Origin of the sequence: Vitreimonas flagellata (assembly GCF_004634425.1) — a bacterium.
Classification (GTDB): domain Bacteria; phylum Pseudomonadota; class Alphaproteobacteria; order Caulobacterales; family Aquidulcibacteraceae; genus Vitreimonas; species Vitreimonas flagellata.
Genome location: NZ_SBJL01000005.1, coordinates 261,283 through 275,078, shown reverse-complemented (window position 1 = coordinate 275,078; position 13,796 = coordinate 261,283). Strand labels below are relative to the sequence as shown.

17 protein-coding genes and 1 tRNA gene are annotated in these 13,796 nt (G+C 62.6%); 6 read left to right on the top strand and 12 right to left on the bottom strand.

The window, feature by feature from the left end; translation table 11 throughout:
• The first annotated feature begins 53 nt into the window (after positions 1-53).
• Positions 54-899 carry a hypothetical protein gene (locus EPJ54_RS19350; protein ID WP_135213410.1) on the top strand — a complete coding sequence of 282 codons (846 nt, stop codon included), beginning with the start codon at positions 54-56 and terminating at the stop codon, positions 897-899.
• Here EPJ54_RS19350 and mgtE read toward each other — a convergent pair whose 3' ends face one another.
• On the bottom strand, positions 900-2,294 hold the full coding sequence (gene mgtE, locus EPJ54_RS19345; RefSeq protein WP_167755855.1) for a magnesium transporter: 1,395 nt from the start codon (positions 2,292-2,294) through the stop codon (positions 900-902).
• 153 nt (positions 2,295-2,447) lie between these two features.
• Between mgtE and EPJ54_RS19340 the strand changes: the two genes are divergently transcribed.
• Both EPJ54_RS19340 and EPJ54_RS19335 read left to right on the top strand, forming a co-directional pair.
• Positions 2,448-2,840: a DoxX family protein gene (locus EPJ54_RS19340; RefSeq protein WP_135213408.1), complete on the top strand. Its 393-nt coding sequence runs from the start codon at positions 2,448-2,450 to the stop codon at positions 2,838-2,840.
• Positions 2,841-2,872: 32 nt separating this feature from the next.
• Positions 2,873-3,958 carry an alpha/beta fold hydrolase gene (locus tag EPJ54_RS19335; RefSeq protein WP_239591039.1) on the top strand — a complete coding sequence of 362 codons (1,086 nt, stop codon included), beginning with the start codon at positions 2,873-2,875 and terminating at the stop codon, positions 3,956-3,958.
• A gap of 62 nt (positions 3,959-4,020) precedes the next feature.
• On the opposite strand, the gene EPJ54_RS19330 is transcribed toward EPJ54_RS19335, so the two are convergent.
• The 4 genes from EPJ54_RS19330 to EPJ54_RS19315 form a co-directional block, all read right to left on the bottom strand.
• Positions 4,021-4,105: transfer RNA gene (locus tag EPJ54_RS19330), tRNA-Leu, on the bottom strand.
• 125 nt (positions 4,106-4,230) lie between these two features.
• Complete coding sequence (locus tag EPJ54_RS19325; RefSeq protein WP_239591038.1) at positions 4,231-4,704, bottom strand: peptidase S1; 474 nt, start codon at positions 4,702-4,704, stop codon at positions 4,231-4,233.
• Between the two features lie 135 nt (positions 4,705-4,839).
• Positions 4,840-5,304, bottom strand: a complete 465-nt coding sequence (locus EPJ54_RS19320; RefSeq protein ID WP_239591037.1) for a peptidase S1 — start codon at positions 5,302-5,304, stop codon at positions 4,840-4,842.
• A 67-nt stretch (positions 5,305-5,371) separates the two neighbouring features.
• A complete protein-coding gene (locus EPJ54_RS19315) occupies positions 5,372-5,629 on the bottom strand; it encodes a FliM/FliN family flagellar motor switch protein (RefSeq protein ID WP_135213407.1) in 258 nt (85 codons plus the stop codon).
• A 47-nt stretch (positions 5,630-5,676) separates the two neighbouring features.
• On the opposite strand from EPJ54_RS19315, the gene lipB reads away from it, so the two are divergent.
• The 3 genes from lipB (at position 5,677) to EPJ54_RS19305 (ending at position 7,266) form a co-directional block, all read left to right on the top strand.
• Positions 5,677-6,369 (top strand): lipoyl(octanoyl) transferase LipB, encoded by a 693-nt coding sequence (gene lipB, locus EPJ54_RS19310; RefSeq protein ID WP_167755854.1) that lies wholly within the window; start codon positions 5,677-5,679, stop codon positions 6,367-6,369.
• 68 nt (positions 6,370-6,437) lie between these two features.
• On the top strand, positions 6,438-6,587 hold the full coding sequence (locus EPJ54_RS19980; protein ID WP_167755853.1) for a hypothetical protein: 150 nt from the start codon (positions 6,438-6,440) through the stop codon (positions 6,585-6,587).
• Positions 6,588-6,867: 280 nt separating this feature from the next.
• A complete protein-coding gene (locus EPJ54_RS19305) occupies positions 6,868-7,266 on the top strand; it encodes a hypothetical protein (protein ID WP_135213405.1) in 399 nt (132 codons plus the stop codon).
• Positions 7,267-7,330: 64 nt separating this feature from the next.
• Here the strand turns inward: EPJ54_RS19305 and EPJ54_RS19300 are convergent, their stop codons facing one another.
• The 7 genes from EPJ54_RS19300 to EPJ54_RS19270 form a co-directional block, all read right to left on the bottom strand.
• Positions 7,331-7,693 carry a DUF805 domain-containing protein gene (locus EPJ54_RS19300; protein ID WP_239591040.1) on the bottom strand — a complete coding sequence of 121 codons (363 nt, stop codon included), beginning with the start codon at positions 7,691-7,693 and terminating at the stop codon, positions 7,331-7,333.
• Between the two features lie 110 nt (positions 7,694-7,803).
• A complete protein-coding gene (locus EPJ54_RS19295) occupies positions 7,804-9,732 on the bottom strand; it encodes an acetyl-CoA carboxylase biotin carboxylase subunit (RefSeq protein ID WP_135213403.1) in 1,929 nt (642 codons plus the stop codon).
• Between the two features lie 240 nt (positions 9,733-9,972).
• Complete coding sequence (locus EPJ54_RS19290) at positions 9,973-10,488, bottom strand: hypothetical protein (RefSeq protein ID WP_135213402.1); 516 nt, start codon at positions 10,486-10,488, stop codon at positions 9,973-9,975.
• A complete protein-coding gene (locus tag EPJ54_RS19285; protein ID WP_135213401.1) occupies positions 10,485-11,357 on the bottom strand; it encodes a ParA family protein in 873 nt (290 codons plus the stop codon). The genes EPJ54_RS19290 and EPJ54_RS19285 overlap by 4 nt, the downstream gene beginning before the upstream one ends.
• On the bottom strand, positions 11,281-11,790 hold the full coding sequence (locus EPJ54_RS19280) for a hypothetical protein (protein WP_135213400.1): 510 nt from the start codon (positions 11,788-11,790) through the stop codon (positions 11,281-11,283). Before EPJ54_RS19280 ends, EPJ54_RS19285 begins: the two co-directional genes overlap by 77 nt.
• A 166-nt stretch (positions 11,791-11,956) precedes the next feature.
• A complete protein-coding gene (gor, locus tag EPJ54_RS19275; protein WP_135213399.1) occupies positions 11,957-13,342 on the bottom strand; it encodes a glutathione-disulfide reductase in 1,386 nt (461 codons plus the stop codon).
• 59 nt (positions 13,343-13,401) lie between these two features.
• Positions 13,402-13,758, bottom strand: a complete 357-nt coding sequence (locus EPJ54_RS19270; RefSeq protein ID WP_135213398.1) for a hypothetical protein — start codon at positions 13,756-13,758, stop codon at positions 13,402-13,404.
• Positions 13,759-13,796: the final 38 nt, after the last annotated feature.

Sequence of the window (13,796 nt, the reverse complement as noted above, 5' to 3'; positions counted from 1 at the left end):
TCCGCCGCTCACGCGCCCATGACGAGCTGCTGCTTCTCTGCTCTACTCCGGGGATGGATTTCACGTATATCCCAGCAGCTGCGCTGGCGCTTTGTTTTGGCGCGCCGCACTCGGTGCAGGTCGAGGACTACCGCGGACACGCGATGGAGCCGTTCATTTCGCGCGACGGCGAGACGCTCTTCTTCAACAATCGCAACGGCCCGAATGATCAGACCGATATGTTCTGGGCGAGCCGCGTGGACGCGACGCACTTTCGCTTTCGTGGGCCGATCGAAGGCGCCAATTCCGCCGAGCTCGATGGCGTGCCTTCGCTCGCGCGCGACGGGACGTTCGCTTACATCTCGCCACGTGTCGCAGATGGCCGTGCGGCGACGATTTGGACCGGGCATTGGACCGGAAGCTCTGTCGCGGCCCCTATGCTTAATCCCGCTCTGACGCCGGGGCGCTGGCCGTTGTTCAATATGGATGCCGAAATCAGCGCCGATGGCGCACGGCTCTATATAGCTGACACGCGCTGGGCCGCCCCTATTCCGCGCGCGTCAGATTTACGCTTGGCTGTGCTGACCGCGAATGGCTGGCGGCGCGCACCGCGCTTCGACCACTGGTTCGCGAACGTCAACACGCAACGATCCCTGGAATACGCGCCAGCGACGTCCGAGAATGAGTTGGAGCTTTATTTCACGCGACTGACGACGCATTTCTTCGCGCCGCCGACGCTTGAGATTTTGGTAGCGACCCGGCGAAGCCCAACGGAGGCCTTCAGCGCGCCCGCGCGCATCGCCGCGATCAATGGCTTCGTGGAAGGGCCGACCGTCGCGCCCGATGGCGCGCTCTACTATCACCAAAAGATCAATGAGATGCATGTGCTCATGCGCACACCGCGCACGTGCGGGACGTGATCAGCCACCCAACAGCACGATCGTCGCCAAGCCCAGGAACGCCATAAAACCGATGATATCGGTGACGAAGGTGACGAACACGCTGGAGGACACAGCCGGGTCGGCGCCGATGCGGCGGAGCGTCAGCGGCACGAGAATGCCGGCAAGGCCCGCGCAGAGGAAATTGATCAGCACGGCTGCGCCGATAACGAGCGCAAGCTGGGTATTGTGGAACCAGATGCCGACGACGAGCGCCAGCACCACGGCGAAGATGAGGCCGTTGGAGAGCGCCGTCATTGCTTCGCGCAAGATGTAGCGCGGCGCGCTGCTTTCGGTGAGATCGCGTGAGGCGATGGCGCGCACGGCGACCGCCAGCGCTTGCGTGCCGGCGTTGCCGCCCATCGAGGCGACGATTGGCATCAGCACGGCGAGCGCGACGAGTTGCGTGATCGATCCTTGGAATTGGCTAATGACGTTGGAAGCGACCACAGCCGTGGCAAGGTTCACCAGCAGCCAAGGCGCACGCGCGCGCACGGTTTTGGAGACGGAGTCGGTTTGCGCCGCTTCGCTCACGCCGGCGAGCTTGAGCAAGTCTTCCTCACCCTCTTCGCTGATGACGTCGATGATGTCGTCAACGGTCATCGTGCCGGTGAGACGGCCGGCGTCGTCCACGACAGGCGCGGAGGCCAAGTGATACTTCTGGAAGGTGTGCGCGACCTCTTCCTGGTCCATCTCGGTGCGGATGATGGCTTTGATCGGCGCCATGATCGAGGCGATCGGCGTCTCGCGCGTTTCGCGCATCAGCTTTGAGACGTGCACGGCGCCGACCGGGCGCATGGCCGGATCGACGACGTAAATCTCGAAGAACACGTCCGGCAGTTCGGCGGATTCCACGCGCATGCGATCGATGACGTCGCCCACCATCGCCCCTTCAGGTGCGGCGACGTATTCGCGCTGCATGAGACGGCCGGCGGTCTCTTCATCGAACGAGAGCGCTTCTTCGACCGCAAGACGCGTGTCTTCGTCGGCGGCGGCGAGCACGCGGCCGAGTTGCTTCTCGTCAATGTCGGCGGCGACGGCGGCGGCGTCGTCGGTGTCGAGCTGGCCGAGCGCTTGGCCGACATAATCGGCCGGCAGTTCGGGCAGGATTTCCTCGCGCCGCTCCCAGGAGAGTTCGGGCAGGAATTCGGGCGGCAAATGCCGGCCGATCATTTTCGCGATGGTGCGCGCTGTCTCGAGCGGCACGTGCTCGATCACGTCGGCGATGTCGGCCGGGTCCAGCGCGCTCAGCTGGCGACGCAGCGCCGGCCAATCGTGATCGCCAGCGGCGGCGATGACGCCGACGATGAATTGGGCGTCCTCGGAAGGTGGCTGGCGCACCCGCTCGGCGGCCGCCGTGTCGTTTTCGGTGCTCATCGGCCGTCGCTTCGCGTTGGGAGGTGGGCGTGTCGCCTCCCCCAAACGCCGCGTCGCGCCGAAGGTCAACCCATGAAGCCAAGATTTCTGTGTTTCGATGTCGGCGCCGGCCATAAGGCTTCGTCCTTGGAGCGGAACCAGGGAGCCGCCCCGATGAAAGCAAGTGCGAGTGTTTGGGTGGGCCGCGTGCTGAGCGGCTTGTTCGTGCTGTTCATGCTGGGCGCGTCGGTGACGCCGAAGCTGATGGGCATGCCGATCGCCGGCGATATTCTCGAAGGATTGGGCTGGCGACGCGAGTATGTGTTGCCCATCGGCATCCTCGAATTGGTCCTGACGCTGCTTTACGCGTACCGGCCGACGAGCGTGTTGGGCGCCGTTCTGTTCATGGGCTTGCTGGGCGGCGCGATGGCGACGAATTTGCGCGCGGACCAGCCGCTCTTCAGCCACACGCTGTTCAGCATCTATCTGGCGCTCTTCATGTGGGGCGGCCTGTGGCTGCGCGACGAGAGGCTGTGCGCGCTTTTTCCGTGGCGGCGGGCGAGCTAGACGCGGTTTCGCGCGGCGCCTAGGCTTGGCGCATGATGAAGCACCTCTTCCTTGCGTTGGTCTTGTTACTTGGCGCGCCCGCCCTCGCACACGCGCAGAGTGCGCCGCGTTGGCAGCCTGCTGAGCACGATTTTGTTGCGCACAATGTGACGTTCCGCTCGGGCGAGCGGATGGACGCGGTGCGCATTCATTATGCGACGCTGGGCACGCCGCATCGCAATCGGCGTGGGCAGATCGACAATGCGGTGCTGCTGTTGCACGGCACCGGCGGTTCGGGGCGGCAATTTCTGGCGCCGCAATTCGCAGATGAGCTTTTTGGTCCGGGCCAGCCGCTCGATATCAATCGCTATTGGATCATCATGCCCGACAATATCGGGCATGGGCGATCGTCAAAGCCGTCCGACGGCTTGCGCATGCGCTTTCCGAATTATGATTACGACGACATGGTCGCGTTGCAGCACCGTTTGCTGACGGAAGGCCTGCGCGTGCGCTACGCGCGGCTGATCCTCGGCACCTCGATGGGTTGCATGCATGGCTTCGTGTGGGCCGAGACCTATCCCGATTTTGCGCAGGCTCTGATGCCGCTGGCGTGCGAGCCGATCGAGATCGCGGGCCTGAACCGGATGTGGCGCCAGGCGATCATTGACGGCATCCGCAGCGATCCGGCGTGGGCGAACGGCGAGTACCAAACGCAACCGACGCAAGGTTTGCGCACGGCGGCGTCAATCCTGACGATTGCGGGCGCCGCGCCGCTCTATTTCCAAGAGCAATGGCCGACGCGCGATGCGGCCACGACCGAGATTCGCGCGCGCATCGAGCGCAGCATGGCCAGCGCCGACGCCAACGACATGCTCTACCAGTTCGAAAGCTCGCGGACCTACAATCCGTGGCCCAATCTGGAGCGCATCATTGCGCACATGATGTGGGTGAATTCGGCGGACGATTTCATCAATCCGCGCAATTTCGATTACCCGCAGCAAGCGCTCGCGCGCATGGGCCCGAACGTGCGGTTTCGGATGATCGAGGAGACCAGCGAGACGCGCGGACACGGCACTCACACCTGGGCGGTGCATTGGAAGCGCGATCTGGAGGAGCTGCTGGCGCGCAGCGGCGGTTAAGTCGGTCCGCCTTCGCCCTGCGGGCTTCGGCCAGACATTTTTGATCGCTTGGCGATCAAAAATGGTGCGCTCGAGAGGACTCGAACCTCCACGATGTTACTCGCTGCCACCTCAAGGCAGTGCGTCTACCAATTCCGCCACGAGCGCATCTTTAGGCGTCGCCCCGAGGGGCTATCGCCGTGAGGGCGTGGCCGTAGCAGACCCATCGCCAACGAACAAGGGCCGGAGCGTGGCTCCGGCCCTTGGCTTTCACACCCCTTTGGGGAGGTGGATTATTGGGTGTAGAGCTCAGAGATGTGGAGCTGGGCCGCGTTGTTGCCGCCGCCGTAATCACCCACCCAGATGTCGTACTGGCCGGATTGCGGCGAACCGAAGCGGAGCGACGGGTTCAAGCCCACGTTGCCGCTGTCATCGTCGCAATACCAGGAGCCATCCGGGCCGTTCACGACCAGGGTCGTATCGGCGCTGGAATTGACCGAGATGATGAGCGGGAATGAACCCGCTTGATAGTTCAGCCGGAAATCTGGCGCCTCGGCGATTGAACCGCGGCAGGAGGGGCTGATATTGGCGGCGTTGCGCTGGCCGCCCGAGGTCACGTTGACCACGTACGGATCGGGCGTGAAGCCGGCCGTCAGGTTTACCGTACCGTAGAGTGGGTTCAGGCTGTAGTTCTGAGCGAAGGCGGCGCCGCTGGCGACGGCGACCAGAGCCGCACCTGCGGCGAACATACGAGCGATTGGCGACATGATGGATTTCCCCGGAAGATGAGCGTGTCAGGCTCTGACGCGCCCTAGAACAATTGGACTATGGCGTCCCGCGCCTGAAGCGTACATGAACACGTTCGTAAGAATTCGAACACCCCCGAATGTTGGGGCGCGCGACTAATTGGGGCTGTTTTCGCTGACCTCCAGCCGCGTGGGCCAACCGACCCCAGTCGCCTTGGCGCCCACCCAGATGTCATATTGCCCAGATAGCGGCTGCACGAACTCAAGCGCGGGGTTGTGGCCGCCGGCGCCGTCCGCGCTGCAATGCCAGCTGCCATCCGGAGCATTCACCACCAGGATTGTATCGGCGTCGGAGGTTGCGCGTAGCGCGAGCGTCAGGTCCGAGGCCGAATAAAGGATGCGCAGGTCTGGCGCCTCGGAGATCAAATCGCGGCAATTTGGGCCCAGACCCGCCGCGTCCACCGCACCGCCGGCGATGATTTCGACGACATAGGGATAAGGCGCCGATCCGCCTGGCACACGGATCGTGCCGTAGTTCGGCGAAGCCGCGAAATCTTGGGCCCCCGCCAGACCCGCCGCCAAAATTGCGATGATGAACGTCGCAACGCCAATTCTGTTCATACGGCTGCCGCTCCGAATACCACCCCGATAGCTATGCCCAAGAGGCGGCGATCGAGCTAGCCTCAGATCAAGCCGCCGCGTTGAACTCGTGCACGTCGGCGGGTTCGGTCACAGTGATGCAGAGACGCTCGCCCTGGATGGTGATTTCGCCCCGGGCGATCGGATGTCCATTGGCCAGGATCCACAGCTGGTCCGATTCCTTGGTGTCGAGCGGGATCACGGCGCCCCGGCCCATCTTCAGGAGATGGTGCATCGGCATCTTGGAGCGGCCGAGCACGACCGACAGCTCGACTTCGACTCGATGGACCTGGGTTCTATCTGACACGCGCGCTTCCCATTTGATTCTGCTCTAGTCGAACCTGAAAGGGTTGCTTGGACGTGAACGACACGGCAGCGAAACGCATTGGCTGGGCGGTATCGCCGGGGCTCGTGGACTACGAGGCCGCGGTCGCGGCTATGGAAGCGCGCGCGGCGGCGATCGCGGCCGGCGAAGCGGGTGAGTTGGTGTGGCTGCTGGAACACCCCCCACTCTATACTGCTGGCGTGAGCGCCAAGGCCGATGATCTCTTGGCGCCGGATCGTTTCCCGGTGTTCAAGACGGGACGTGGCGGGCAATTCACTTATCACGGACCCGGTCAGCGTGTTGGGTACGTGATGCTCGACCTGCGCGAGCGTGGGCGCGACGTGACCCGATTCGTCGCTGACCTTGAGCGCTGGATCATCGGCGCACTCGATCGCTTTAATGTCAAAGGCGAGATTCGCGAGGGCCGCGTCGGTGTGTGGGTGGAGCGCAAAGGTCCGGGTTGGCAGCGCGAGGACAAGATTGCTGCAATCGGCGTGCGCCTGCGCAAATGGATCAGTTTTCACGGCATCGCGTTGAACGTGGAACCCAACCTCGAACATTTCTCCGGCATCACGCCGTGTGGAATCAGCGCACCGCAATTTGGTGTGACAAGTTTGGTTGATCTTGGTTTGCCCATTTCAATGCACGATGCGGACGCGGCGTTGCGCGCATCATTCGAGAATGTGTTCGGGCAAACAGAACACACTCCTCCTCCGATCTAGTGCGCGAGTGCTAATTGCGCGTGCGTGCGATGTGAGAGAGCGTTACGCATCACATCGGAGACAACGCGATGACGAAGCAGCCCGCAGACAAAACCGCCAAGCGCTTGAGCGCGGACGAATGGTTTGCGCGCTACGACGGCGTCGTGGTGCCGATGCCCAAGCGCGCGCCGGCGCCGAAGCAGCGCCCGCCAGGCGATCGCGTGGCGATCCGCGCATAGGTTTTCTTACCCCTGTAAAGCTCACTCCAGGCGCGCTCTCGGGCGCGCCTTTTTGTTTGCGCGCGGCGTAAGTGCTCACCCGTTTACGGGGGAGCTGTCAGCGCGAAGCGCGATGACTGAGGGGGTGTTGGCGGCACGTCCCCCTCCCCTCGCTACGCTGGGACCTCCCCCGCTCGCGGGGGAGGAGTTGGTATTTTTCCAGCGCCCTGCGTCCAAAGCCGGAGACGCCCGCATCTATGTCAGCAATGGGGCGGCAGTCCCCGCTTATGGAGATGCGACGATGGATGCGGATATCTTTGTGCCGTTTGTGTTTTTCGGGTTCTTGGCGGCGATCATTCTGGTGCCGACTTTGGCCAAGGAGCGCACCAAACGCTCGGCCCACGAACTTGTTTCACGCGCGATGGAGCGCGGCCAATCCCTCGACCCGGCGCTTGTATCGCAGCTCACGCAGAACATGCTCGAAGAAGGCAATCGCGCCCGCAAGAGCCTGGGCAACGCGGTCGTCCTGCTGGCGCTCGCCGGCGGCTTCCTCGGCGCAGGCTTTGTGATCGAAGGCTACGAGCATGACGGCGACGTGGTGCGCGGCATGGCCGTGCCGGCGATCATCCTCGCCTCTGTCGGCCTCGCTTATCTGGCGCTCGCCATCATCGACTATTCGACAAAAAAGAAGACGGCCTAACGCCGCTCACCCTCAACACCTAGAAGGCCGCGCTGCAAAGCGCGGCCTTTGTATTTAGTGCTACTCACAGCCCAGGCGACGGCTGCTCTCCATAGCGATTTGTCTCTTTCTGGCCGGGTGTGGCGGCCAGCGTGAACAAGGCAACCCAAAAGTAAATCGCACGTTGAACGTCGAGCAGCATAAGCTCCGCAAAGGCGCGCAGTCTCCCGCCCGAAATGCCGAACCGTTCATCCATCTGAATAAGAAGCGTTGGGAACGGCGACATATAGAGCGCCACAAATGGCCAACCGGGCCAGCCAAGATCGTGCGCTCTGCCAGCCAACAGCGCCCACACCAAAGGGATGAAGAGCGCGAACAGCGCAAAGGTCCACTGCGGGTTGTTGAACACAACTTCAATGCCGCCCACCAAGCTGGCGAGTCCAAACATAATCAATTAACAACGCGCCTCCACCGCACAGGGCGGCGAAGCCAACGCCGAATTGCGTGCGGTTGAGTCGCATGCGCCAGGTGATGAAGCGCGCGAACGCTGTGCGGAGCCTAGCCCAACTCAATCATCACCTCGTCCGCAGCGACGGACGCGCCGGCGGCGACGTTGACTTTGGCGATCACGCCGTCGCGTTCGGCGCGGATGATGTTTTGCATCTTCATGGCTTCGACGATGGCCACGCCCTCGCCCGCCTTCACCTCTTGGCCGGGCTTCACGTCGATCGAGATGACGAGGCCGGGCATGGGCGAGACGATGAGCTTTGAGGTGTCGGCCTTCTGCTTTTCCGGGATCTTCTTGTAGAGCTCGGCGGCGCGGGGGCTGGCGACAATGGCGCGCGCGGTGATGCCGCGGTGGCGCAATTGATAGCCCTGCGGCTCCGACTTGATCTTCACGGCGAAGGGCTTGCCGTCGAGTGTGATGGTCGCGCCCTTCTCGTCGAGCGCGACGTCGGCGGCGTGGTGTTGCTTGTCGAGGATCACGACCCAATCGCGACGACCGTGCGCGCCATTGGCTTGGCCGCTGATTTGGGCGGCGCGCTTGGCGGTGAAGGCGCGCGCGTAGGCGGCGACGCTGAGCAGGAGCTTTTCCTGATCCTTCGTCGGCGGCACGCCTTCGAAGCCTTCGGGGAAATGCTTCTTGATGTAGGCGGTGGTGATGTCGCCGGAGCGGAATTCCGCCTCCTCCATCACAGCGCCTAGGAATGGGATGTTGTCGGCGATGCCTTCGATCAGGAATTGATCGAGCGCGCGGGCTTGGGCGTCGATCGCGGCGATGCGTGTGGGGCCGTGCGTGACGAGCTTGGCGATCATCGGATCGTAGAACATCGAAATCTCGTCGCCCTCGCGGACGCCAGTTTCGTTGCGGAGCGTAAGATCGCCCTCTTTGCCTTCCGCGGGTGTGCGATAGGTGCGCAGGCGCCCGATCGACGGCAGGAAGTTGCGATAGGGATCTTCGGCGTAAATGCGGCTTTCGATCGCCCAGCCTTTGATCTTCAGATCCTTCTGCTTGATCTTGAGCGGTTCGCCGGCGGCGACGCGGATCATTTGCTCGACCAGATCAAGCCCGGTGATCATTTCCGAGACCGGATGCTCCACTTGGAGACGCGTGTTCATCTCGAGAAAATAGAAGCTCTTGTCGGCGCCTGAGGCTACGAACTCGACCGTGCCGGCGCTGTCGTAATTCACGGCTTTCGCGAGTGCGACCGCCTGCTCGCCCATCGCGTTGCGGGTCTTTTCATCGAGCAGCGGCGACGGCGCTTCTTCGATGACCTTCTGATTGCGGCGCTGGATCGAGCATTCGCGCTCGAACAGATGGATGACGTTGCCGTGCTTGTCGCCCATCACTTGGATCTCGATGTGGCGCGGCGCGGTCACGAATTTTTCGATGAAGATACGGTCGTCGCCAAAGGCGCCTTTCGCTTCGGCGCGCACGGCCGGAAAGCCCTCTTCGACCTCTTTGCGATTGTAAGCGACGCGGATGCCTTTGCCGCCGCCGCCGGCGCTCGCCTTGATCATCACCGGATAGCCGATCTCTTCGGAGATCTGCACGGCGTGATCGACGCCTTCGATTTCGCCGATGAAGCCGGGCACGCAACTGACGCCCGCGGCCTGTGCGCTCTTCTTCGATTCAATCTTGTCGCCCATCGCGCGGATGGCGTTCGCGTTCGGACCGATGAAAGTGATCTTCTCCGCCAGCAGACGATCGGCGAATTCGGCTTTCTCGGAGAGGAAGCCGAAGCCTGGGTGGATCGCTTGCGCGCCGGTTTGTTTGGCGGCGTCGACGATCTTGTCGATGACCAGATAGGATTGCGCAGCGGGCGCGGGGCCGATGAACACGGTCTCGTCAGCCATATCGACGGCGAGGCTGTCGCGGTCGGCCTCGGAATAGACCACGACCGTTTTGATGCCCATGCGGCGGGCGGTGCGGATGATGCGGACGGCGACTTCGCCGCGATTGGCGATCAGGATTTTATCGAACATGGCGGGGGTTGTTACCGAGGATTTACGCGCGCGTCACCCTGTCCCCATGCGGCAGGATGGACAAGACACTTGGCCGCGGCGGGCTGACCGAGCAGTCGGCTTAGCTTGCTCAACTGCTCACCCGTTTACGGGGGAGCTGTCAGCGCGCGACGCGCGATGACTGAGGGGGTGTTGGCGGACTTACCCCCTCCGGCTCGCGTTGCTCGCCTCCTCCCCCGCACGCGGGGAAGGAGTTCGCACTCAGTAGTCGAACATTTTCTCGTCGCGTTCGGCGCGGCGTTTGGCTTGGGCGAGGATGTGGGTGGCGAGCTCGTCGCGGGTGAGCGAGGGCGTGACGCCGCTGGGGTCGAGATTGTGCTCGGCGACGAGGGCGCGGAGCGCGGTGAGTTCTTGGCCGTCGAGCGCTTTGCGGAGCGCGTCTTCGCCTTCGCGTTTGTAGAGGCCGGCCGGGTTGATGGCCGGGGCTGGCTTCTTGGCGGCTGGCGCGGGCGCTGCGGGTTTGGCTGTGGGCGCTGGCTTCTTTGCGGGGGCTGGAGCTGGCGGCATTTCCCCCTCCCCTCGCTTCGCTCGGACCTCCCCCGCTTGCGGGGGAGGAGCTTCGTCGCGCGCTACGTCTTCGAGCACCTCGTCGGGCACGTCGCGGCGCGAGTCGTGGCGTTGGAGGACCGCGTCTAGGCGGTTGGCGAAATCGGGATTGCGCTTCGCCTCGCGGCGAATTTCATCGAAGAAGCGATCGAGCGTCCTGTTCAGACTCATAGGGCCTGCGCGACTTCCACTTTAGAGACGAATTCCTCGCCGAGCTTGGCGACGATCGGCGCCATCGCGCCGTACTTTTGTTCGAACGTACGCGGCGTTTCCGACCATTCGGCCGCCTTGGCGATATCGACGTGCTGCGGGATGCGCACATCAAACATCGCTTCGCCGAGATTGTCCTTCAGCAGCGATGCTTCCGAGCGGTGCAGCGAGAAGGTCTCGTCGTATTTGGTGGCGAGCACCATGAGCTGCGACGGGCCGCCGCGACGCTCGTTGATCAAGCGCAGCGCGCGCTTGCGGAAGGTGATCAAGCCCAAACGCGATACGTAATCGGGGATCGACGGCACCAGGATCGCATCGGCCGCGATCAGCGCCGCTTCGGCGAACAGCGAAATGCCGGGCGGACAATCGATCAGGATGTAATCGTATTCGTTGACGACGTTCTTGATGCCGTTGGCGAAGCGCTCGCAAATCCACTTTTGGATTTGATCGATCTGGAAGCCGCGCTTGACGAAGCTTTCGATCATGTCGCGTTCGACGATGCGGAATTCCGGCGCCGAGGCGCAGAGCGACACGTCCGGCTTGCCTTTGAGGTCGCTGACCTTGAGCTCGATCAATTGCTTGAACGGCTTTGGGCGCTGCTGGACGATGTAGGATTCAAAATAGAAATCGAGCGTCCGCTCGGCCTCGCGCATCGCGTTCCACTTTTCGGGGCCGGCGACCATGATCGAGGCGTTGGTTTGCGGATCGAGATCGATCACCAGCACGCGGCGGCGCTGATGCAGAGCAAGCGTTTCAGCGAGCGAGACCGTCGTCGTGGATTTGCCCACGCCGCCCTTCATGTTGATCACTGAAACCAAACGCGCGGGCATATTCTGGCCCCTCTTCACTTAATCCGTTTCCGAACGCCGGACGGTCGGCGGGGATGGTTAGTTTTCGGTAAATTTGGATCAAGTGAACGATGCACAAACCGGCGATGCGTGTGTGGAGAAGCTTGGTTTTATTGGATTGTTGCGGGGGCGGGCTGACTAAACGCGCTTGTAAAAGTCGAAGAGACGCGTCGCGGTGCAACTTCCGGCGCGCGTACACGCCTATCAGGCCGTGCCCCATGTCAGCGTTGGCGGCCATCTCAAACTTCTCGCCAGCAAATACCAGGTCGCCGATACGACGTTCGATCTCTACTTGTCGGCTGCGAAACTCTTCCTGACTAACGTACACAGCTACGGCTTTGTTAAAGCCGACCAAGTAGCCTGCGTCCTTCATGGGAACGACGTGAAAGCTGAGGATGCGGCGCGCTTCGTCCATAAGGAGCCGCGCCTCATCTATGGCGTCCCCATTGGGAATACGAACAACAGAGTTCCCCCTCTGAATATCGTGACGCCGCCACGACCAGAGGGGTAGATTCGGACGCGCTCTTCCAGCTCCTCAGGAACTAGACTCTCGGGCTCCCAACGGAGGCTATTGTCTTCGTTCAAGCTGGCGCTTCGTTGTCGTGGCTGACGGGTTCGCCCATGAGGACGAGTTCTTCGGCGGCGGTAGGATGGACGGCGCAGGTCATATCCCATTGCGCTTTGGTGAGGCCGGCTTTGACGGCGATGGCGGCGAGCTGAATCATCTCCGGCGCATCGACGCCCGCGATATGCACACCCAGCACGCAATCGGTTTTCGCGTCGACCACCAGCTTCATCATCACGCGCTGCTCATTGCCGGCGAGGATGTTTTTCATCGGCCGAAACACAGTGCGGAAAATCTTGAGCTTGTGGCCTTTCATGCGCGCGTCTTGCTCGCTTAAGCCCACGGCGCCGACGGGCGGGCTTGAGAACACGGCGCTCGCCACATCCTTGTGCTCGAACTTGGTCGGGCGTTGGTGAAACTCGGTTTCCACGAACGCCACCGCCTCGCGGATGGCGACGGGCGTGAGATTGATGCGGTCGGTCACGTCGCCCACCGCCCAGATCGAAGGCGTGCTGGAGCGCGAATATTCATCGACGATCACCGCGCCGCGTTCGCTGAGTTTCACGCCAGCGGCTTCAAGGCCGAGCCCATGCGTGTTCGGCGTGCGTCCCACCGCCCACATCACTTGATCGGCTTCCAGCCGCATCGTGTTCGAGAGCGTGACGAGCTTGCGATTGCCGCTGAGGGCGGCGATTTCGCTGATTGTGGAGCCGCAGATCACTTTGACGCCGGAGCGTTCGTAATCGGCTTGCACGTGCATGCGCACGTCATGATCGAAGCCACGCAGCAAACGCTCGCCGCGATAGACAATGGTGGTTTCGACGCCGAGGTTTGCGAAGATGTTGGCGAACTCAAGCGCGATGAACCCGCCGCCGGCGATGACGATGCTTGCGGGCAATTCGTCGAGCAGGAAAGCGTCGGTGGAGGTGATGCCGAGTTCTTGGCCGGGCGTTTCCTCGGGGCGATAGGTGTGGCCGCCGGTTGCGACGAGAATGCGTTCGGCGCTGAGGTAGCGGCCTTCGCGCGTGAGGCGGATCGTGTGCGCGTCGGTGAGCACGGCGCGATCTTCGATGATGCGCACGCCGGCGGCGTCGAGATTTTTGATGTAGATGCCGGAGAGCCGGTTCACTTCCGTTTGCACGGTGTCGCGGAGCGTCGGCCAATCGAAGCGCGCCCAATCGACGGTCCAGCCGAAGCCTTTGGCGTCGCGGAAGGCCTGGCTATATTCCGACGCATAGACGAGGAATTTTTTCGGCACGCAGCCGCGCAACACGCACGTGCCGCCCACCTGCACCTGCTCGATGATGGCGACCTTTGCGCCGCTCTTGGAAGCAAGCCGCGCCGCCCGCACGCCCCCTGAGCCCGCGCCGATGACGATGAGATCGTAGTCGTATTGGGGCATGCGTCTCTCGACTAAAAAAGCGGCCAGCGGCGAAGCAAGGCGACAAGCAATATCACCGCCTAGATCGATGCATAGATGATGGCCCAGCGATTGCGTTGCAACCAGAGTGAGCGCGGCGACTGCGCTTTGGTCGAATTACGCTCGACGAGCGCGCCATTCACAACGCTGCAAACCTCGCCCTCGTCGCCGATAACGTCCGCGTCCAGACGTTCGGCAATCTGCACCAATGCGACGACCTGGGGTTCGCTCAGGCGCTCGGCGAACCATTCGTCCGCTTCGTGAATATCAAAGCCCGCCGCCGTGCGTGCCGCTGGCCGGCCATCGTGCTCAACAATCTCCAATCCAAGCGCGGCGAAATCGGCGAGGGCCAATCTCCGCCCGAGCCCTCGTGATTGCAGGCGATGGTGATAGGCCAACGCACACCTCCTCCCCGCATGCGGGGAGGATGAGGATA

Coding starts and splice junctions, on each gene's coding strand:
- EPJ54_RS19280 (WP_135213400.1), bottom strand. CDS start 11,790: ATGGACGAAGCGCGCCGCATCCTCAGCTTTCACGTCGTTCCCATGAAG.
- EPJ54_RS19980 (WP_167755853.1), top strand. CDS start 6,438: ATGACGAAGCAGCCCGCAGACAAAACCGCCAAGCGCTTGAGCGCGGAC.
- EPJ54_RS19295 (WP_135213403.1), bottom strand. CDS start 9,732: ATGTTCGATAAAATCCTGATCGCCAATCGCGGCGAAGTCGCCGTCCGC.
- EPJ54_RS19335 (WP_239591039.1), top strand. CDS start 2,873: ATGATGAAGCACCTCTTCCTTGCGTTGGTCTTGTTACTTGGCGCGCCC.
- mgtE (WP_167755855.1), bottom strand. CDS start 2,294: ATGAGCACCGAAAACGACACGGCGGCCGCCGAGCGGGTGCGCCAGCCA.
- EPJ54_RS19325 (WP_239591038.1), bottom strand. CDS start 4,704: ATGTCGCCAATCGCTCGTATGTTCGCCGCAGGTGCGGCTCTGGTCGCC.
- EPJ54_RS19290 (WP_135213402.1), bottom strand. CDS start 10,488: ATGAGTCTGAACAGGACGCTCGATCGCTTCTTCGATGAAATTCGCCGC.
- EPJ54_RS19300 (WP_239591040.1), bottom strand. CDS start 7,693: ATGTTTGGACTCGCCAGCTTGGTGGGCGGCATTGAAGTTGTGTTCAAC.
- EPJ54_RS19320 (WP_239591037.1), bottom strand. CDS start 5,304: ATGAACAGAATTGGCGTTGCGACGTTCATCATCGCAATTTTGGCGGCG.
- EPJ54_RS19350 (WP_135213410.1), top strand. CDS start 54: ATGGATTTCACGTATATCCCAGCAGCTGCGCTGGCGCTTTGTTTTGGC.
- EPJ54_RS19340 (WP_135213408.1), top strand. CDS start 2,448: ATGAAAGCAAGTGCGAGTGTTTGGGTGGGCCGCGTGCTGAGCGGCTTG.
- gor (WP_135213399.1), bottom strand. CDS start 13,342: ATGCCCCAATACGACTACGATCTCATCGTCATCGGCGCGGGCTCAGGG.
- EPJ54_RS19305 (WP_135213405.1), top strand. CDS start 6,868: ATGGATGCGGATATCTTTGTGCCGTTTGTGTTTTTCGGGTTCTTGGCG.
- EPJ54_RS19285 (WP_135213401.1), bottom strand. CDS start 11,357: ATGCCCGCGCGTTTGGTTTCAGTGATCAACATGAAGGGCGGCGTGGGC.